At 70.7% G+C, this 17,828-nt stretch carries 19 protein-coding genes and 2 pseudogenes; 17 read left to right on the forward strand and 4 right to left on the reverse strand.

What is annotated here, in order from left to right:
- Positions 1-45 precede the first annotated feature (45 nt).
- Together AB0C17_RS04965 and proC are read left to right on the forward strand one after the other, a co-directional pair.
- Positions 46-1,074 carry a 6-phosphofructokinase gene (locus AB0C17_RS04965; RefSeq protein WP_030500172.1) on the forward strand — a complete coding sequence of 343 codons (1,029 nt, stop codon included), beginning with the start codon at positions 46-48 and terminating at the stop codon, positions 1,072-1,074.
- Between the two features lie 77 nt (positions 1,075-1,151).
- Positions 1,152-1,970, forward strand: a complete 819-nt coding sequence (proC, locus tag AB0C17_RS04970; RefSeq protein WP_357380678.1) for a pyrroline-5-carboxylate reductase — start codon at positions 1,152-1,154, stop codon at positions 1,968-1,970.
- Positions 1,971-1,973: 3 nt separating this feature from the next.
- Here the strand turns inward: proC and AB0C17_RS04975 are convergent, their stop codons facing one another.
- Positions 1,974-2,696: a YoaK family protein gene (locus AB0C17_RS04975; protein ID WP_357469633.1), complete on the reverse strand. Its 723-nt coding sequence runs from the start codon at positions 2,694-2,696 to the stop codon at positions 1,974-1,976.
- A 138-nt stretch (positions 2,697-2,834) separates the two neighbouring features.
- Between AB0C17_RS04975 and AB0C17_RS04980 the strand changes: the two are divergent.
- The 11 genes and pseudogenes from AB0C17_RS04980 (at position 2,835) to AB0C17_RS05030 (ending at position 13,367) form a co-directional block, all read left to right on the forward strand.
- Positions 2,835-4,216 (forward strand): annotated as a pseudogene (locus AB0C17_RS04980) (sugar porter family MFS transporter).
- Positions 4,217-4,310: 94 nt separating this feature from the next.
- Positions 4,311-4,613: an urease subunit gamma gene (locus AB0C17_RS04985; protein WP_013287657.1), complete on the forward strand. Its 303-nt coding sequence runs from the start codon at positions 4,311-4,313 to the stop codon at positions 4,611-4,613.
- A gap of 43 nt (positions 4,614-4,656) precedes the next feature.
- Positions 4,657-4,992, forward strand: a pseudogene (locus AB0C17_RS04990) (urease subunit beta); the annotation flags it as partial.
- Between the two features lie 215 nt (positions 4,993-5,207).
- Complete coding sequence (locus AB0C17_RS04995) at positions 5,208-6,926, forward strand: urease subunit alpha (protein WP_357469628.1); 1,719 nt, start codon at positions 5,208-5,210, stop codon at positions 6,924-6,926.
- Positions 6,927-6,985: 59 nt separating this feature from the next.
- Positions 6,986-7,549, forward strand: coding sequence for an urease accessory protein UreE (gene ureE / locus AB0C17_RS05000; RefSeq protein WP_013475749.1), 564 nt, complete (start codon positions 6,986-6,988; stop codon positions 7,547-7,549).
- Between the two features lie 18 nt (positions 7,550-7,567).
- The gene (locus AB0C17_RS05005) at positions 7,568-8,245 is read left to right on the forward strand and encodes an urease accessory protein UreF (RefSeq protein WP_357469625.1); all 678 of its coding nucleotides are present in this window, start codon (positions 7,568-7,570) and stop codon (positions 8,243-8,245) included.
- A 30-nt stretch (positions 8,246-8,275) separates the two neighbouring features.
- The gene (ureG, locus tag AB0C17_RS05010) at positions 8,276-8,905 is read left to right on the forward strand and encodes an urease accessory protein UreG (protein WP_013287653.1); all 630 of its coding nucleotides are present in this window, start codon (positions 8,276-8,278) and stop codon (positions 8,903-8,905) included.
- Positions 8,902-9,819, forward strand: coding sequence for an urease accessory protein UreD (locus AB0C17_RS05015; RefSeq protein ID WP_357476664.1), 918 nt, complete (start codon positions 8,902-8,904; stop codon positions 9,817-9,819). Before ureG ends, AB0C17_RS05015 begins: the two co-directional genes overlap by 4 nt.
- Before the next feature lie 18 nt (positions 9,820-9,837).
- A complete protein-coding gene (yut, locus tag AB0C17_RS05020; RefSeq protein ID WP_357476667.1) occupies positions 9,838-10,908 on the forward strand; it encodes an urea transporter in 1,071 nt (356 codons plus the stop codon).
- A complete protein-coding gene (locus AB0C17_RS05025; RefSeq protein ID WP_357476670.1) occupies positions 10,886-12,526 on the forward strand; it encodes an ammonium transporter in 1,641 nt (546 codons plus the stop codon). The genes yut and AB0C17_RS05025 overlap by 23 nt, the downstream gene beginning before the upstream one ends.
- A 55-nt stretch (positions 12,527-12,581) precedes the next feature.
- On the forward strand, positions 12,582-13,367 hold the full coding sequence (locus AB0C17_RS05030) for a maleylpyruvate isomerase family mycothiol-dependent enzyme (RefSeq protein WP_357476673.1): 786 nt from the start codon (positions 12,582-12,584) through the stop codon (positions 13,365-13,367).
- A gap of 14 nt (positions 13,368-13,381) precedes the next feature.
- Here AB0C17_RS05030 and AB0C17_RS05035 read toward each other — a convergent pair whose 3' ends face one another.
- The 3 genes from AB0C17_RS05035 to AB0C17_RS05045 are packed head-to-tail and all read right to left on the reverse strand — an operon-like array spanning position 13,382 to position 15,579.
- The gene (locus AB0C17_RS05035; protein ID WP_357476676.1) at positions 13,382-13,930 is read right to left on the reverse strand and encodes a cysteine hydrolase; all 549 of its coding nucleotides are present in this window, start codon (positions 13,928-13,930) and stop codon (positions 13,382-13,384) included.
- Between the two features lie 27 nt (positions 13,931-13,957).
- Positions 13,958-14,749 (reverse strand): inositol monophosphatase family protein, encoded by a 792-nt coding sequence (locus AB0C17_RS05040; RefSeq protein ID WP_357476679.1) that lies wholly within the window; start codon positions 14,747-14,749, stop codon positions 13,958-13,960.
- A complete protein-coding gene (locus AB0C17_RS05045) occupies positions 14,746-15,579 on the reverse strand; it encodes a DUF5919 domain-containing protein (protein WP_357476682.1) in 834 nt (277 codons plus the stop codon). Before AB0C17_RS05045 ends, AB0C17_RS05040 begins: the two co-directional genes overlap by 4 nt.
- A 228-nt stretch (positions 15,580-15,807) precedes the next feature.
- On the opposite strand from AB0C17_RS05045, the gene AB0C17_RS05050 reads away from it, so the two are divergent.
- Genes AB0C17_RS05050 through AB0C17_RS05065 form a run of 4 tightly spaced genes read left to right on the forward strand, consistent with a single transcriptional unit; the run spans position 15,808 to position 17,811 of the window.
- Positions 15,808-16,062, forward strand: a complete 255-nt coding sequence (locus AB0C17_RS05050; RefSeq protein WP_357476685.1) for a hypothetical protein — start codon at positions 15,808-15,810, stop codon at positions 16,060-16,062.
- Positions 16,053-16,415 (forward strand): hypothetical protein, encoded by a 363-nt coding sequence (locus tag AB0C17_RS05055; protein WP_357476688.1) that lies wholly within the window; start codon positions 16,053-16,055, stop codon positions 16,413-16,415. Before AB0C17_RS05050 ends, AB0C17_RS05055 begins: the two co-directional genes overlap by 10 nt.
- On the forward strand, positions 16,412-17,485 hold the full coding sequence (locus tag AB0C17_RS05060) for an FAD-binding oxidoreductase (protein ID WP_357476691.1): 1,074 nt from the start codon (positions 16,412-16,414) through the stop codon (positions 17,483-17,485). Before AB0C17_RS05055 ends, AB0C17_RS05060 begins: the two co-directional genes overlap by 4 nt.
- Positions 17,485-17,811 (forward strand): DivIVA domain-containing protein, encoded by a 327-nt coding sequence (locus AB0C17_RS05065; protein ID WP_357476694.1) that lies wholly within the window; start codon positions 17,485-17,487, stop codon positions 17,809-17,811. The genes AB0C17_RS05060 and AB0C17_RS05065 overlap by 1 nt, the downstream gene beginning before the upstream one ends.
- Positions 17,812-17,828: the final 17 nt, after the last annotated feature.

Genomic DNA, 17,828 nt, shown 5'->3' on the forward strand with positions numbered 1-17,828 from the left:
GGCTTATCCGGGCTTCACCTGATGCTCCAGGAGGATGAGCAGATCATGCGTATCGGCGTGCTCACCGGCGGCGGCGACTGCCCAGGTCTCAACGCGGTGATTCGGGCGGTGGTCCGCAAGGGCGTCGCCACCTATGGTCACGAGTTCGTGGGCTTCCGGGACGGCTGGAAGGGCCCGCTCGAAGGCCTGACCAAGCCGCTCGGCATCCCCGAGGTGCGCGGCATCCTGCCCCGCGGCGGCACCATCCTCGGCTCGTCCCGCACCAACCCGTTCAAGATTGAGAACGGCGTGGAGCGGATCAAGGAGAACCTGGCCGCGCAGGGCGTGGACGCGCTGATCGCGATCGGCGGCGAGGACACCCTCGGCGTCGCCACCAAGCTGCACGAGCTGGGCGTCCACGTCATCGGCGTGCCGAAGACGATCGACAACGACCTGGGTGCGACCGACTACACGTTCGGCTTCGACACCGCCGTCAACATCGCCATGGAGGCGATCGACCGGCTGCACACCACGGCGGAGAGCCACCACCGCACGCTCGTGGTCGAGGTCATGGGCCGGCACGCCGGCTGGATCGCCCTGCACGCCGGCCTCGCCGGTGGCGCCAACGTGATCCTGCTGCCGGAGCGGCAGTTCGACGTCGAGCAGGTGGCCGGCTACGTCGAGAAGCGTTTCCAGCACCAGTACGCCCCGATCGTCGTGGTCGCCGAGGGCGCCCAGCCGCTGGACGGCCAGATGGTGCTGCACAACCAGGAGCTGGACGCGTTCGGCCACGTCCGTCTCGGCGGCATCGGCCAGTGGCTCGCCGAGCAGCTGGAGGCCAAGACCGGCAAGGAGGCCCGCACCGTGGTGCTCGGCCACATCCAGCGCGGTGGCACCCCGACCGCGTTCGACCGGGTGCTCGCGACCCGGCTCGGCCTCCAGGCCATCGACGCGGCGCACGAGGGCGACTGGGGCAAGATGGTCGCGATGCAGAGCACGGACATCGTCCGCGTCCCGCTGGCCGACGCCACCCGCGAGCTGAAGACCGTGCCGCTGGAGCGGTACGCCGAGGCCGAGGTCTTCTTCGGTAGCTGATCGACGGCGCGCGGCGTGGCGGGCCGTCGACCGGCCCGCCACGCCGCGCCCACGTGACCCGGGAAGGGGTACGGCTGATGGCAGGTCAGGTGCATACGGTCGCGGTGATCGGCGCGGGCAAGATCGGCGAGCTGATGCTCTCCGGGTTGCTGCGCTCCGGCTGGCCGGTGGAGCGGCTGCTCGCCACCGCGCGGCGGCCGGCCCGGGCGCGGGAACTGACCGAGCGCTACGGCGTACGGGTGGTGGACAACCTGACCGCGGTGGCCGAGGCCGAGGTGCTGGCGGTGTCGGTCAAGCCGCAGGACGCCGCCGCGCTGCTGGACGAGATCGGCCCGAAGGTGCCGGCCGACAAGCTGGTCATCTCGCTCTGCGCCGGCCTGCCGACCGCCTTCTTCAACCGCCGGCTGCCCGAGGGCACCCCGGTGGTCCGGGTCATGACCAACACCCCGGCGCTCGTCGACCAGGCGATCAGCGCGATCTCGGCGGGCGCGTACGCCAGCGGCGAGCACCTGGCGCTGGCGGAGGGGATGTTCTCCCCGCTCGGGGCGACGGTACGGGTGCCCGAGTCGCAGCAGGACGCGGTGACCGCGCTCTCCGGCTCCGGCCCGGCCTACTTCTACCTGCTGGTCGAGGCCATGATCGACGCCGGCATCCTGCTCGGCCTGCCGCGCCAGGTGGCGCACGAGTTGATCGTGCAGACCGCCATCGGCTCGGCGGTGATGCTGCGCGACTCCGGCGAGCACCCGGTGAAGCTGCGTGAGGCGGTCACCTCGCCCGCCGGCACCACCATCTCCGCGATCCGTGAGCTGGAGAACCACGGCGTACGCGCGGCGATGCTGGCGGCGCTGGAGGCGGCCCGGGACCGGGCCCGGGAGATCGCCGCCCAGGCCGACTGACGCTCAGCCGGGCGGCGACGCCGGCCGCGGGTGCCGGCGGAGCAGCGGGATCAGCACGGCCAGGGCGATCAGCCCCCACAGCGGCACCCAGCGGGGCCGGTGCTGGGCCAGCGTGCCGATCGCGCCGCCGGCGCTGTAGCTGACCAGGGCGAGCAGCCCGAGCAGGGTGCCGCGCCGGGCCCGTCCCCGGCCGGCGGTGGGGCCGAACAGCCAGCGGGCGGCCCGCTCACCGGTCTTCGTCGTGGTGTCCGACTGGTAGGTGATCGGCGTCGCGATGCCCGCGGTACGCGTCGCCACCGTGGTCAGGCTGCCCATGGCGACCGCTCCGGCGGCGGCGAGCAGCACCCGTGCGGCCGTCCCGTGCCGGCCGTACGCGAGGGCCAGGTTGAGCACCGTCCAGACGGCCATTGCGGCTTCGGTGACCGCGATGTCGACGAGTGGGGCCGCGGTCGGCCGCGTGCGGCGGCGCAGCAGGTTGACCAGCCCGGCGGTGGTGGCGAACGCGACGATGGACGCGGCCGAGACCGGCCAGGTGGGATGCGCGCCGGCCGGTCCCATGCCGAAGAAGATGGCGTTGCCGGACTGGTTGGCGACGAACGCGCCGTACCGCAGGAACGCGAAGGCGTCCAGCGCGCCGGCGGTGACGACGGCGAGCACCAGCGCGGCGATCGGGTGGCGGAACTCGCGGTAGGAGTCCGCGGAGCCGTACGGCGCCGACCGGTTCACCCTTCCCCCGTCCGTGTGCAGGAGCCACCCCGGCGGCGTCCGGCCGTTTCACTGTCGGACCGCAGCGGCGAACCTACTATATGTCGCATATGTGGGTCTTCGGCCGTTTCGTTGGCGGTCGCCGGCGGACGGGGTGAGATGGCGGCGAGCGGACGCGCGGCCGGCCGGCCGTCCCGTCGCAACCTCGTGGCGATCCTGTCGATCGTCGTCCTCTCCGGCGCCTTCTTCGGCTACGACCAAGGCGTCATCAGCGGCGCGCTGCACGACATCCGCCGCACGTTCGACGTGGGCACCTTCGAGGTGGAGGAGGCGGCGAGCTGGGTGACTGTGGGCGCGCTGGCCGGCGCGCTCGCCGGTGGTCACCTCGCCGACCGGGCCGGCCGGCGGGGCGCGCTGTGGGTCGCCGGCGGCGCGTACGTCGTCGCCGCGATCGTGCAGGCGGCGGCGCCGACCATCGGCGCGCTGCTCGGCGCGCGGGTGCTCCTCGGGGTGGGCATCGGCGTGGCCTCGGTCGCCGGGCCGATGTTCGCGGCCGAGGCGGCGCCGGAACGGGTCCGCGGTGGCCTGCTCGGGGTCTACCAGTTCTCCATCACCTTCGCGATCTTCATCGGCTACCTGGCGGACGAGCTCTTCACCGGCGGCGACTCGTGGCGGTACCTGCTCGGCGCGGCGGTCGTGCTGGGCGTGGCGCTGATCCTGGTGACTGTGGTGGTGCCGGACTCGGCGGTCTGGTACCTCAAGCGGGGCGACCGCCGTCGCGCCCGCGAGTCGTTGTGCCGCACCGTCCCCGAGCAGCGGGTGGAGCAGCGCCTCGGCGAGATCGAGAAGAGCCTGCACGGCCGCACGGCGAGCTGGCGGGAACTGCTGTCCCCGCAGTGGCGGCGTCCGCTGGCGCTGGGTGTGGGGCTGGCGCTGTTCCAGCAGGCGACCGGGATCAACGGCATCATCTACTACGCCGACTCGATCTTCGCGGCGGCGGGGTTCCGTACCCCGCAGGCGCAGCTCTCCGCGACCACCTGGGCGGTCGGCGCGGTGGACGCCGCGTTCGCGCTGGTCGCGGTCGGCCTGCTCGACCGCGTCGGCCGCCGGCCGCTGCTGCTGGTCGGCCTGGCCGGGATGGCGGTCTCGCTCGCCGTGGTCAGCGTCAGCTTCCTGGGTGCCGGTGCCGGTGCCGGTGCCGGGCGCGGCGAGGGCCGGGTCACCACCGCGGGCCTGTTCCTGCTGGTCGGCGTGATCTTCTTCGTCGCGTTCTACGCCGTGTCGATCGGCCCGGCCGGTGCGTGGCGATCGCCACCGCCACCCACTGGGGCACCGAGTACCTGATCACGCAGTTCTTCCTGAGCCTGCTGGACGCGCTCGGCCGGTCGGGCGTGTTCGCGCTCTTCGCCGGGCTGTGCGTGCTCGGTTTCCTGTTCGTGCGGCGCTACCTGCCGGAGACCAGGGGCCGGACGCTGGAGCAGATCCAGCAGATGTGGGTCGCCGACTACGACCGGCGCGAGCGGGCGCACACCAACCCCTGAAATCTCCCTGAACGGGCTTCGAACCGGCCAAAGCTCTCTTACCGTGACGGGATAGCTGAAACCGTACAGAAGGTGCGGACGAAGGGGTCACGAAGTGCATCTCACGCCGAAGGAATTCGACAAGCTGACGATCCACTCGTTGGCGATGGTCGCAAACGCCCGCAAGGCGCGCGGGGTCAAGCTCAACCACCCCGAGGCCGTGGCGGTGATCTGCGCCGCGGCGCTGGAGGGCGCGCGCGAGGGCAAGACCGTCGAGGAGGTCATGAACGACGCGAGCCATGTGCTCACCGCCGACGACGTGATCCCCGGCGTGGCGGACATGATCCCGATGCTCCAGGTCGAAGCGGTCTTCACCGACGGGTCGCGGCTGATCACCGTCCACTCACCCATCCAGTAGAGCAGCGACCGGAGGCCGCGGTCTCCGGCAGAGCGGGGGCGACATGGCGAAGCAACACCCGGGACCGAACTCCAAGCACCTTCGGCCCATCGGCGGCTACAAGCTCAGCGACCAACCTCTGGAACTCAACGCCGGGCGGCCGGTGACCGAGGTGGTCGTGCGGAACACCGGTGACCGGCCCATCCAGGTCGGCTCCCACTTCCACTTCTTCGAGGCCAACCGCTTCCTGGAGTTCGACCGCCCGGCGGCGTTCGGCAAGCGGCTGAACATCCCGGCCACCACCTCGATCCGGTTCGAGCCCGGCGACCGCAAGACCGTCCAGTTGATCCCGTACGGCGGTTCCCAGCGGGTCTACGGCTTCAACGGCCTGGTCCAGGGCTGGACCGGCGACGGGCCGATCCCCGGGTACCGGCCGGACCGGGCCGAGGCGCTCCACCAGGCCCAGACGCGCGGCTTCAAGACGACGACGCAGCAGCAGGGCCAGGCCAAGGACCAGGGCAAGGACCAGGCCAAGGGCAAGGACCAGGACAAGAGCGGCAAGGGCAAGAAGTAGCCCGGCCTTCCTTCGACGCGCCAGAGCTGGAGCGAGAACGCATGAGTCAGATCTCACGGCAGGAATATGCCGGAATGTACGGCCCGACCACGGGCGACCAGATCCGGCTGGGTGACACCGACCTCTACATCGAGATCGAGAAGGACCTGCGGGTCCTCGGTGACGAGGTCATGTACGGCGGTGGCAAGACCCTGCGCGACGGCATGGGCAGTGCCAGCCAGGCCACCAGCGCCGAGGGCGTGGTGGACCTGGTGATCACCAATGTGACGATCGTCGACGCGCTGCTCGGTGTGGTCAAGGCGGACGTGGGGATCAAGGACGGCAAGATCGCCGGGATCGGCAAGGCCGGCAACCCCAACATCATGGACGGGGTGACACCGGGCCTGGTGACCGGTCCGGGCACCGACGCGATCTCCGGTGAGCACCTGATCCTGACCGCCGGCGGCATCGACGCGCACGTCCACCTGGTCACCCCGCAGCAGGTGTGGGCCGCGCTCAGCAACGGCGTTACCACCCTCTGGGGCGGCGGTACCGGGCCCACCGACAGCACGAACGGCGTCACCATCACGCCCGGCCCGTGGAACATCCAGAACATGATGCGGTCCTTCGAGGACCTGCCGATCAACATCGGCCTGCTGGGCAAGGGCAACAGCAGTGGCCGGGCGCCGCTCGTCGAGCAGATCATGGCCGGGGTGCCCAGCTTCAAGATCCACGAGGACTGGGGCGCCCCGCCCGCGGTGATCCGGTCCTGCCTCGCCGTGGCCGACGAGTACGACGTCCAGATCAGCATCCACACCGACACGCTCAACGAGAGCGGCTACATCGAGGACAGCATCGCCGCCTTCGAGGGCCGGACCATCCACACCTTCCACACCGAGGGCGCCGGTGGCGGGCACGCGCCGGACATCATCAAGGTCGCCGGCCAGATGAACGTGCTGCCCGCGTCGACCACGCCCACCGTGCCGTACGGCATCAACAGCCAGTCCGAGCTGTACGACATGATCATGGTCTGTCACAACTTCAACCCGAAGGTGCCCTCGGACGTCGCCTTCGTGGAGAGCCGGATCCGCACCGAGACCATCGCCGCCGAGGACGTGCTCCTCGACGAGGGCGTCATCTCGATGATGCAGAGCGACTCGCAGGCCATGGGCCGGGTTGGGGAGACCTGGCTGCGGACCGTCCAGCTCGCCGGCCAGATGAAGAACGTCCGCGGCAAGCTGGCCGAGGACTCCGACGCCAACGACAACTTCCGGGTCCTGCGCTACGTCGCCAAGATGACCATCAACCCGGCGATCACCCAGGGCGTCTCGCACGTCATCGGCTCGGTCAGCCCGGGCAAGCTCGCCGACCTGGTGCTCTGGGAGCCCGCGTTCTTCGGCACGAAGCCGAAGATGGTGCTCAAGGGCGGCATGATCGCCTGGTCGATCATGGGCGACCCGAACGCCTCGCTGCCCACCCCGCAGCCGGTCTACTACCGGCCCATGTTCGGCGCCACCGGCTCCCAGCTCGCCAGGAACTGCGTGACCTTCGTGTCCCGCGCCGCGCACGAGTCGGGTGTGGCCGAGCAGCTCGGCCTGCAACGGCAGGTGATGCCGGTATACGGCTGCCGCAACCTGACCAAGCGCGACATGGTGCGCAACGACCGTACGCCGAAGCTCGAAGTCGACCCGGAGACCTTCGCCGTGAAGATGGACGGCGTGCACGCGACAGTGCCGGCGGCCAAGAACCTCCCCCTCAGCCAGCTCTACTTCTTCAGCTGACCCGGCGCGGTGCCCGCAGCCGGCCCGTCCGGTGGCGGGGTCGCGTGAAAGGAGAACACATGCTCGTCGAAACGGTACTCGGCAACGTGAACGAGCCGGCCTGGACCGAGCGGCTCCGGGAGGCCAAGGTCGACGACCTGGTCCTCGACCAGTGGGACGCCCAGAAGAGCCGGCTGCGCCGGACCACCAGCCTCGGCACCGAACTGGCGCTGTCCCTGGCCCGCGGTGTACGGCTGCGCGACGGTGACGTGCTGGCCTGGGACGACGCCACGGCGACGGCGGTGGTGGCCCGGATCGCGCTCGGCGAGGTCATGGTCGTGCACCTCGACACGCTGCACGGTGAGTCCCTGGACATGGTGATCCGCTCGGCCGTCGAACTCGGCCACGCGATCGGCAACCAGCACTGGCCGGCGGTGGTGAAGGGCACCAAGATGTACGTCCCGCTCACTGTGGACCGCAAGGTCATGGACTCGGTGATGCGCACGCACGCGTTCACCGGCCTCACCCACGAGTTCATCCCCGGCACCGAGATCATCGCGTACCTGGCCCCGCACGAGTCGCGGCGCCTGTTCGGCGGGGCCGACTCGACCCCGCACACGCACCTGCCCGCCGATCTGAACTGAGGGGCCGGGGTGTCCACGGTGACCGAGGCCCTGAAGCTGCTCCAGTTCGGTGACTCGGTCTTCCCGGTCGGTGCCTTCTCCTTCTCCAACGGGTTGGAGACGGCGGTCGAGCAGGGCGCGGTGCACGACCGGGCCACGTTGCAGGAGTTCGTGCGTACTGTCACCCGCGCCGCCGCCACCGGTGACGGGGTGGCGCTGCTCGTGGCGCACCGCGCCGCCCTCGCCGGGGACCCCGACCGGATCCGGGCGGCCGACGAGGCCGTACACCTGCGCAAGATCAACGAGGAGACGCGGACGATGACCGTCCGCATGGGGCGCAAGCTGGCCGAGGCCGCCGAACGGGTGGTGGGGGAGTCCCTGCTGCGCAAGCGCGTCGCGGAGAGCGGCACCGGCGTCCCGGTCACCTACCCGGTCGCGCTCGGCGTGCTCTTCGCCGAACTCGGCGTGGACGAGGCGGACGCGTTCGCCGCCCACCAGTACGGCGCGGCCTCCATGGTGCTCGGCGCGGCGGTCCGGCTGATGCGGGTGGACCACCTCGACACCCAGTCGATCCTCTTCGCGGTGAACGAGCGGGTCGGCGAGGACTACGAGGAGGTGCGCACCGCCGGGCTCGACGACATGCAGAGCTTCGCGCCGCACCTCGACGTGCTGGCCGGCGCGCACCAGCACGCACACGTACGGATGTTCATGAGCTGAACGCTCATCACCTGAAGGGCTTTCTCAACAATGAAATCAGCGAGTCGGATCGGCGTGGGCGGCCCGGTGGGCAGCGGCAAGACGGCCATCATCGAGGCCGTCGTGCCCCGCCTGGTCGAGCAGGGCCTGCGCATCCTGGTCATCACCAACGACGTGGTCACCACCGAGGACGCCAAGCACGTCCGCCGCGCCCTGACCGGCGTGCTGGTGGAGGAACGCATCGTCGGGGTGGAGACCGGCGCCTGCCCGCACACCGCTGTTCGCGAGGACCCCAGCATGAACCTCGCCGCGGTGGAGGACATGGAGGCGCGGTTCCCGGACAGCGACGTCGTGCTCATCGAGAGCGGCGGGGACAACCTCACGCTCACCTTCAGCCCCGCGCTCGTCGACTACTTCATCTACGTGATCGACGTGGCGGCCGGCGACAAGATCCCGCGCAAGAACGGCCCTGGTATCTCCAAGTCCGACATCCTCGTGATCAACAAGACCGACCTGGCCCCGTACGTCGACGCCGACCTGGACGTGATGGCCCGCGACGCCGAGCTGATGCGCGGCGGCAAGCCGTTCGTGTTCACCAACTGCAAGACCGGTGAGGGCATCGACGACCTGGTGGACCTGGTCCGCCGCAACGCGCTCTTCGACGCCGAAGTCCTGGCATGACCACTCTGGACTCCGTCCGGGAACTCGCGCCGTACCAGGACCAGCCGGCGCAGTTGCCGGCTGCCGCGAACGGCAAGGTGGGCATCCTCCGGCTGGGGTTCGAGCGGCGCGGCGACCGGACCATCATGCGCGACGTCTTCCGGCAGTCCCCGCTGCTGGTGCAGCGCGCGCTGTACTGGGACGAGGAGATGCCGGGCCTGCCCTGCGTCATGATCCTCACCACCTCCGGCGGCGTGCTCCAGGGCGACCGGCTGCGCATGGACGTCGGCCTCGGGCCCGGCGCGCAGGCGCACCTGGTCACCCAGGCTGCCACCAAGATCCAGGAGATGGACGCCAACTACGGCACCCAGACCCAGAGCTTCACCCTGGCCGACGACGCCTACCTGGAGTTCCTGCCCGAGCCGGTGATCCCGTTCCGGCGCAGCCGGTTCGTCTCCGACACCGTGGTCCGCCTGCCGCAGACCGCGACGATGCTGTACGCCGAGGTGCTCCAGCCCGGCCGCAAGTACTACCGCGACGGCGAGATCTTCGCGTACGACCTGTTCTCCACCACGCTGCGGGCGCAGCGGCCCGACGGACGCCCGCTGTTCGTGGAGAAGTTCGTCATCACTCCCGGCCGGGTCCCGGTGACGCGGATCGGCGTGATGGACCGCTTCCACGTCTTCGGCAACGCCGTGCTGCTCACCGACCCGGACCGGGCGGCCCGGGTCTTCGAGCGGACCGCGACGCCGGTGTGGGACGAGCAGACGCCGCTGGCCACCGCTGTCAGCCGGCTGCCGAACGACGCCGGCCTGGTGTTCAAGGTGCTGGGCCAGGAGACCGAACCGGTCCGCGCCGCGGTACGCGCGTTCTGCACGGCCGCCCGTGAAGAGGTGACCGGCTGCACCTTCCCGCCGGTCTTCAGCTGGCGTTGAGGCGAGGAGAAGACCGACATGGCCGACATCGGACGAGGCTGGCGCCACCTGGCCGACCGGAACCCACTGGTCCGGTTCGTCGACGCGTGCCTGCGCGGCGCCGCCCAGGTGGTGCTGCAGAACAATCCGCTGAGCGGCCTGCTCATCCTGATCGCGCTCGCCTGGGGCGCGTTCGAGGCCGGCACACCCCGGGTGATCGGCGGCGGCGTGCTCGCCCTGGTCGTGGGCACCGCCACCGCGCTGGCGCTGCGGGTCGACCCGGCCAGCTGGCGCAAGGGCCTGTTCGGCTTCAGCCCGCTGCTGACCGGCCTGGCGGTGCCCACGTTCCTCGACAAGCGCCCGATGATGTGGCTCTACCTGGTGCTCGGCGCGATCGGCACGGTGGTGGTCACGCTCGCCCTCAACGCCGTCTTCAAACGCTGGAACCTGACCGCCTACACCTTCCCGTTCGTGCTCACGACCTGGTTCCTGCTGATGGGCGCGTACCAGTTCGACAAGTTCACGGTGCTGACCAAGCTGACACCGACGTTCCCCGGCGAGGGACCGCTGACCGGCGGCACCTTCGGCTGGGGCCTCATCCCGACCTTCCTCAAGGGCGTGTCCCAGGTCTACCTGATCGAGAGCTGGGTCACCGGACTGCTCATCCTCATCGCCCTGCTGATCAACTCCCGCTGGTCGGCGCTGTTCGCGGTGATCGGCACCGTCGGCGCGACACTGCTGGCGCTCTGGTTCGGCGCCGACGGCGCGTCGCTGGACAAGGGCCTGTTCGCCTTCAACGCCGTGCTGACCGCGATCGTGGTGGGCGCTGTCGCGCACCGCCCCGGCACGCTGGTGACCGTCTACACGCTGTTCGGCATCGCGCTGACGCTGTTCGTACAGATGGCGCTGACCACCATGCTCACCCCGCTGGGCATTCCGGTGCTGACCGGTCCGTTCAACATCGCCACCTGGCTGTTGCTGCTGCCGGACCGGCACTTCGCGCCGTTGCCCAACCACGAGCGGGTGAAGGACACCTTCCTGGCCACCGCTCGTGACTCCGTCCACCTGCGAGACAAGGGGGGAAACCATGTCCGCTCCGAACGCGGGTGACACCGCCTGGGTGCTTGTGTGCGCCGGCCTCGTCCTGTTCATGACACCGGGCCTGGCCGCCTTCTACGGCGGTATGGTCCGCACCCGCAACGTGCTGGCGATGCTGCAACAGAACATGATCGCGTTGGGCGTGGTCAGCCTGACGTGGGTGCTCGTCGGCTACACCATCGCCTTCGGCGACGACGCCGGCAGCGGGCTGTTCGGCAACCTGGAGCTGTTCGGGCTCACCGATCTGAAGGTGCCGCCCGCGCCCAACCTGCACGTGGTCGACGGCCGGATCACCATCCCCACGCTGGCGTTCGTCCTGTTCCAGATGATGTTCGCGGTGATCACACCGGCGCTCGTCACCGGCGCCACAGCGGGCCGGCTGCGCTTCGGCGGCTGGGTGCTGTTCCTCGCGGTCTGGTCGGTGGTGGTCTACGCGCCGATCGCGCACTGGCTCTGGCACCCCGGCGGATGGCTGGCGAAGTTCGGCACCCAGGACTGGGCCGGCGGGCTCGTCGTGCACGCCAGCGCCGGCGCCGCCGTGCTGGCCGTCCTGCTCGTCGTCGGCCGCCGCCGGGACTGGCCGCACACCGCCGCGCCACCGAACTCGATCCCGCTGACCATCGTCGGCGCGGGGATCCTCTGGTTCGGCTGGTTCGGCTTCAACGGCGGCGACGGCCTCCAGGCCAACGGCCTGGCCGCGCAGGCCGTCCTCAACACGCACCTCGCCGCCGCGGCGGCGATGCTCGTCTGGCTGGGGCTGGAACGCGTCACCGACGGGCACAGCACCGTCGTGGGCGCGGTCTCCGGCGCGGTGGCGGGCCTCGCGACGGTCACCCCGACCGCCGGGTACGTCAACGCGGCCTCGGCCGTCGCGATCGGGGCGCTGGCCGGCCTGGTCTGCCACTTCGCGCTGAAGCTGAAGTACCTGCTGCGCCTCGACGACGCGCTCGACGTGCTCGCCGTGCACTTCGTCGGCGGCATGCTCGGCACGCTCCTGCTCGGCCTGTTCGGCAACCGCGGGGTCAACCCGCTCGGCGCCGACGGGCTGTTCCTCGGCGGCGGGGGCGGCCTGCTGTGGCGCCAACTCGTCGGCGTGGTGAGCGTGGTCGCGTTCTCCTTCGTCCTGACCTGGCTGATCGCCGCCGGAGTGCAGGCGCTCATCGGCCTGCGCGTACCGCTCGCCGACCAGGAACGCCTCGACCAAGCGCAACAGGGCGCCGACGCGTACCACCTAGGCGGGGTCACCAGCCTGACCGCGCCGGGCGCGCCCCGCCGCCGTACCGGAGCGGCGCCGGCCGGCGAACCGGCAGTGCCACCAGGCCAGCGGGTACGGGTGGTCACCGCGCTGCTGGAACCGGATCCGGCGGCCAACAGCGCCGACCTGCGCGACGCCCTGCTTGCCGCCGGCGCGATCTCGGTGATCGTCAGCGACGCCGCCGTGGCGACGACCACGCCGCAGGCGAGCCTGCTGCCGCGCGGCTACTGGCAGGACCAGCCCCTCGCCGCCCGATTGCGGGTCACGGTGCTGGTCGGCGCGGACGGGGTGGGCGCGGTGCTGGACGAACTGGACCGGATGGGCGCGCGCCGGACCGACACGTTCGTGCAGGAGGCGGAGCGCGTCCAGTCCTGACAGCCGGCTGCGAAAACCGCTGTCCGGTCACCGGGTGCACTGGTAGAAAGCCGACGTGCACAAGACGTTGACGTTCTCCGATCATCTGCGGCTCATCGACGAACGGTCGACCGCCTTCCGCACCGCTGTCGCCGCGGCGCCCAGCCTCGACATGAAGGTTCCGACCCATCCGGAGCGGACGCTGTTCGATCTCGTCCAACACGTGGGCACGGGCCGCCGCAAGACAGCCGCGATCGTCGCCGCGGGGCCTGCGGACGGGCCGCCGGAGAAGTCGGCCTGGGAGGACGGAGTGGGTGCGCCCCGGGAACGCGAGGCTCTGCTTGCCTGGTGGACCGAGTCCGTCGAGCGGCTGACGAGCACGCTGCGTGCGGCCGGTCCCGATCGCGGTTGTTGGACGTGGTGGGACGACTCGCCGTCACCACAGACCGCCGGTGCCTGGGCGCGGCGCCAGGTTCCCGAGATCGCGGTGCACACCTACGACGTCCAGCTCACGGTGGGCGCCCCGCAGCCGCTGCCGGAGGAGGTCGCCCTCGACGGTTTCGACGACTGCCAGTTCACCCTCTGCGCGACAACTGTCGCCTGGCCGCACCAGCCTGCCGTCGTCGACTACCACGCCACCGAGGGCCGCTCCTGGCGCCTCCGGCTGTCCGCCGACGGGGCGCAGGTCGCCCACCTCACGCCCGCTGCCGGCGAGGCCGCGGACACTGCCGACGTCTCCGCCCGGGGCACGGCCAGTGACCTGGTCCTGTTCTTCTACGGCCGCATACCGCTGGATTCCCTGCAGTTCGTAGGCGACCGTCGCATCTTCGACCAGCTCGCGGCCTGGGACCCGTCCGTGTAACCGGTCCATCGCCATCATCGACCATCGAACAGCTCACTGACCGTCTTCGTGTTGATGAGCTGGCCGGCACCGACGAAACGCTGTGCCACCAGGATGCCCGCCTCGTGTGCGGCCGGACCGCCGTGGCTGGCCGACGCATCCGTGACGAGCCATGGCGTCAGATCGCGCTCGAATGTGTCCACCGCTGATTTCAGCACCCAACTCTCGGTGGCCATGCCGCAGAACAGCAGATCGGTCCAGCCCTCCCGAGCAGTCAGGTCCGCGCCCTCGCTCGTGAAGTACGAGTAGATGGGCTTGTCGAGAACGGCTCGTGCGCGAGCAGCGTGTCGACGCAGTTCGGGCACAATCTCTGTCTCCGGCGCGTGCTGCATCTTCGACCAGTGGATCAGCCTTTCGAATGGGCTGTCCGGATAGTTGTAGTAGCGCGTGAAGACGATCGGCCTACCCGTGGCCTCCCACCGTTCGACGAGCTCCACGACCTTCGGGATGACATGCCGGCTTCGGTCGTTGATGAAGCCGTTCTGCATGTCGATGACGATCAGGGCCGCCTGCTTGCCGCTCATGCTCGGACTCTGCCAGTCGTCATCGGCTCACGCCGTCTCGTTCTCCCGCAGGTGCTGCAACATCTGACCGACCAGCCCAGGGGTGATCGCGAGGGTGGTCGTTGACTCGACGGTGTACTCGGCCCCTCTGCTGTCGACGACGACGGCTCCCGCCTCGCGGGCGATGGCCACCCCGGCTGTCATGTCCCAGGTGTGGTTGGAGAGGGTGATGGCGGCGTCGATCTTCCCCTCCGCCAACCAGACGAGATCCACTGCCGCTGATCCACTCATCCGCACGCGCTGCACCGTCGCGGCGAGCCGCGCCATCAGTGCCAGCCGGATCCGATTCTTGTTCGCGGCATCCGCTCCGACGGCGAAATCGCCGATCCCTACGACGGCTTCGCCCAGGCTGGTGGTGTCGCTCACCTTGACCGGATTGCCGTTCGCGAATGCCCCACAACCCTCGGCGGCCCAGTATCGAGCACCGAGGAAGGGTAGGTCCACGACGCCGAGGGCTGGACGTGTTCCGTGGAGTAAGCCGAGGGAGATGCCGCACAAGGGGAGACCGCGAACGAAATTGATCGTTCCGTCGACCGGATCAAGCGTCCACTGCAAATCCCCGGTGCCGCTGACTCCCTCCTCCTCCCCGAGGAAGGCGATGCCGGGCGTCGCATCGCGCAGGAACGATCGAAGGTCTCGCTCAATCGCGTAGTCGACATCCGAGACGAGATCGCGGTCGCCCTTACTGGTAGAGGTGACTGGTGCCTGGCGGCGCATGAAGGTGGCTGCCCGGCCAACAGCATCGAGGGCAACCGGCAGCAGCTCACGATACGAGGTCACAGTTGGCGGCTCCGCTCCCACTGAGAGTCGAAGATCTGCTCATACACCGGATACAACCCCGTCGTGGGTTCTCGGCGTCGCATCACGAAGGTCGGAGAGTCGACCCCTCGGCTCGCGGGCAGGTACGCCTGGGCAAGGCAGAGGTCGTCGATGAGGAGCACGTTGAACCGAAGCGTCTCGTCGTAGAGGGCGACCTGCACGCTGCCGTACAGGTCGCCCGACAGGCGGTCACGCACCCGCAACATCGTCTCGATGTTGAGCTTCGTCAGTGCCGCGAGTTGGCCGGCCGGGAAGCTCTCCTCACGTTCCCTGGCTTGGATCGCCGAGCCATCAGGATCCAGGAACAGGCATCGGACCTGTGCGCCGCCTTCGATGAGCTGACGCCAGCGGTGATCGGGGTAGTGCTGGCACAGCAGGTTCAGGGAGAGTCCCATCGCTCGAACCTTTCGGGCGCCGTCCAGGATGCGATCCGCGGGCAGGTGCGCAGAGAGCTCAGCCCGATTGCGGAAAACCGCCGTGACGTCCGCTATTGAGGTGCCACCGTTCCCTTCCGCCTGGACATCGGCAGCACCTTGCCGCAGCTCGGCGGCATCGGCCAATCCCAAGCCTGACCGGAATCGCCGATGAACCTCGTTCCCCGCCCGCGCGAGCGCGGTGTCGAGAGCGGCCTGCATCTCCGGTCGAGGTTGCACCGCCTCCCGACCGGCTTCCCACTTCGATACCGTGCGCTTGCTGACACCGAGGTGTTCGGCGAAGTCGCGGATGCTCATTCGCAGCGCGTGCCGCAGCATCCGGGTTTCCCGCCCGGTCCACTTCTGCACGGTCGTCATCGGCTCGCCTCCGAGTGCGTCGAGACCGGCCGCCAGCAGCTTAGCGACTCGACTTCAGAGCTGGTACAGCGCAAGTGCAGAGCGTAGTCGTACCCGATGAGCCGCAAGCTGGCGAGGGTGGACGCATGGCCCGGGGCGGGTGCTGGGCTCCGGTGGGGCGTCACCCGAGCGCGCCCGCCGTCCCCGCCCGCCCCGGTGCCGCTCCGACTCTCGACGGAAGGGCTTCTCATGGCGGCGGTGCTGGACGACTTCCCGGTGCTCACCCCGGTCAGCGACGAGGACGTGGCGCTGGCCGTACGCGCGGTGGCGGTGCATGTGCCGGAGCGGTGGCCGGCGGGTCCACTGTGCCGCAGTGAGCGGGTGCCGCATCCGTGCCGGCTGGCCCGCTGGGGCCGCGGCACGCTACGGGCGGCCGGGCTCACCGAGGAGCGCGTGGACGAGCTGGTCGCCGCCGGCGACCCGGGCGCCTGGCCGTGGGCGTGACCGGGCTCGGGGCGTACCCGACGGAGAGCTGGCCCGGCTCGACGGCGGTGCGCGAGGCGGTGGCCCGGTGGCTGCGGCTGGTGGCGGCGGACGCCGAGCTGGCGCCGTATCTCGTCGGGGTTGATCGGGCCCGGCTCGCCGGACACCTGGCGCTCACTCTCACGGTGGCGCTCGGCGGACCGGCGGGCGACATCGCTCGCCCGGCGGCCGGGGCGTGGCGGGGCCTGGGCCTGACCGAGGCGCAGCACCGCCGGATGGTCGACTACCTGGCCGGGGTGCTCTGGGCGCTCGACGTGCCGGCGGGCTCGGTGACGGCCGCCCGGCGGGCCTTCTCGGACGAGGCCGGCTCGTGACCGCCGCCCTGGCCGCGTCGTGGTCCGCCACCATGCGGTACGCCCGCGAGGCAGCCGGCCACTTCTGGTGCGCGGTCGAGGACCGCTGCCCCGGGACGCTGCCGGAGCGGGAGGCAGCGGTGTTCCTCACCGCGTTCGGACGGCTGGTCAGCGGTGGCGACGACCCGGCCGGGCGGGCGGCGCTGTTGGCTGTGCTCGGCCGCGCCTGCCGCCGCTACCGGCTGGTGCCGCACCTACTCACCGTCGAGGCCGCGCTCGTCGCCACGGTGTCCCGGCAGGTGAGGTGGACACCGGAGCTGGCGGCGGCCTGGACTGGGGCCGCCCGGCGGGCCACGGCGGCGGTGAGCCGTGCGGTCGAGCGGGCCGACGACGGCCCGCCCTGGTGGCCGGCGCAGGTCGTCGACCACGACCGGGCGGCCGACGGTATCGCCGTGGTGACCGTGCGCCCCTGGCGCCGTCTGGCGTTTCGGCCCGGTCAGGCGCTGCCCGTCTGCACCGAGCGCCGGCCCGGCCGGTGGCGTTGGTACTCGCCGGCCAACGCTCCGCGTGCCGACGGCACCGTCGAACTCCACGTCCGTGCCGTCGCCGCCGTCTCCCGCACGCTCGTGCACCGGGTACGCCCCGGTGATCGGATCTGGCTCGGCCCGCCCCGGTCGACCGGCCTGACCCTCGATCCGGCGTCGAATGCGGACCTGCTGCTCGTCGCCGGGGGCACCGGGCTGGCGCCGCTGCGCGCCCTGGTCGAGCAGGTCGCCGCCGCGCCGGCCGGTCGCCGGGTCACCCTGGTCGTCGGCGCCCGCACCTTCGCCGACCTCTACGACCCGATCAGCCTGGACAAGCTCCAGAGCGGCTACGACTGGCTGACCGTCGTACCCGCGTTCTCGCACGATCCCGTGGCGGAGGCGGGAGAGCAGGGCGACGCACTCACCGTCGCGCTGGACCACTGGCGGCCCGGTCAGGAGGTCTACCTGTGCGGGCCACCGTTGATGGTGGCCGGGTCGCGGCTGCGGCTGCTCGCCGGTGGGGTGCCGGCCGAGCGGATCCACCTGCCGGACGGGTTCGGCGTCTGATGGGCGTCTACCGCAGCCGCAACGCGCTGGCCGGCCCGCTCACCGCGGACCGGCTCAGCGCCGTCGAACTGCCCCGCACGTCGCTGGGCCGACGCGGCTACCGGACCGACGACGTCGATGCGCTGCTGCATCGGCTCGTCTACGAACTGGGGGAGCGGACCCGGCTGCTCGACGACGCCCGGGGCGAGAACGACCGCATCAAGCGGGCCCTGCGCGCCTGGCAGGCCGAGGTGCGGGAGGCTGCCGGCGTCGTCTGGTCTCCCGCGGCCATTCCGGACCCACCGTCTCGTCCCGGCCCTGACGGTCGACGTGCGGGTGAGCGGTGACCCGGACGACACCGGTC

It is taken from the genome of Micromonospora sp. NPDC048887 (assembly GCF_040649715.1).
In the GTDB taxonomy this organism is placed as follows: Bacteria; Actinomycetota; Actinomycetes; order Mycobacteriales; family Micromonosporaceae; genus Micromonospora.

Coding starts and splice junctions, on each gene's coding strand:
- AB0C17_RS04965 (WP_030500172.1), top strand. CDS start 46: ATGCGTATCGGCGTGCTCACCGGCGGCGGCGACTGCCCAGGTCTCAAC.
- yut (WP_357476667.1), top strand. CDS start 9,838: ATGGCCGACATCGGACGAGGCTGGCGCCACCTGGCCGACCGGAACCCA.
- AB0C17_RS05035 (WP_357476676.1), bottom strand. CDS start 13,930: ATGAGCGGCAAGCAGGCGGCCCTGATCGTCATCGACATGCAGAACGGC.
- ureE (WP_013475749.1), top strand. CDS start 6,986: ATGCTCGTCGAAACGGTACTCGGCAACGTGAACGAGCCGGCCTGGACC.
- AB0C17_RS05015 (WP_357476664.1), top strand. CDS start 8,902: ATGACCACTCTGGACTCCGTCCGGGAACTCGCGCCGTACCAGGACCAG.
- AB0C17_RS05025 (WP_357476670.1), top strand. CDS start 10,886: ATGTCCGCTCCGAACGCGGGTGACACCGCCTGGGTGCTTGTGTGCGCC.
- AB0C17_RS04995 (WP_357469628.1), top strand. CDS start 5,208: ATGAGTCAGATCTCACGGCAGGAATATGCCGGAATGTACGGCCCGACC.
- proC (WP_357380678.1), top strand. CDS start 1,152: ATGGCAGGTCAGGTGCATACGGTCGCGGTGATCGGCGCGGGCAAGATC.
- ureG (WP_013287653.1), top strand. CDS start 8,276: ATGAAATCAGCGAGTCGGATCGGCGTGGGCGGCCCGGTGGGCAGCGGC.
- AB0C17_RS05045 (WP_357476682.1), bottom strand. CDS start 15,579: ATGACGACCGTGCAGAAGTGGACCGGGCGGGAAACCCGGATGCTGCGG.
- AB0C17_RS05050 (WP_357476685.1), top strand. CDS start 15,808: ATGGCGGCGGTGCTGGACGACTTCCCGGTGCTCACCCCGGTCAGCGAC.
- AB0C17_RS05065 (WP_357476694.1), top strand. CDS start 17,485: ATGGGCGTCTACCGCAGCCGCAACGCGCTGGCCGGCCCGCTCACCGCG.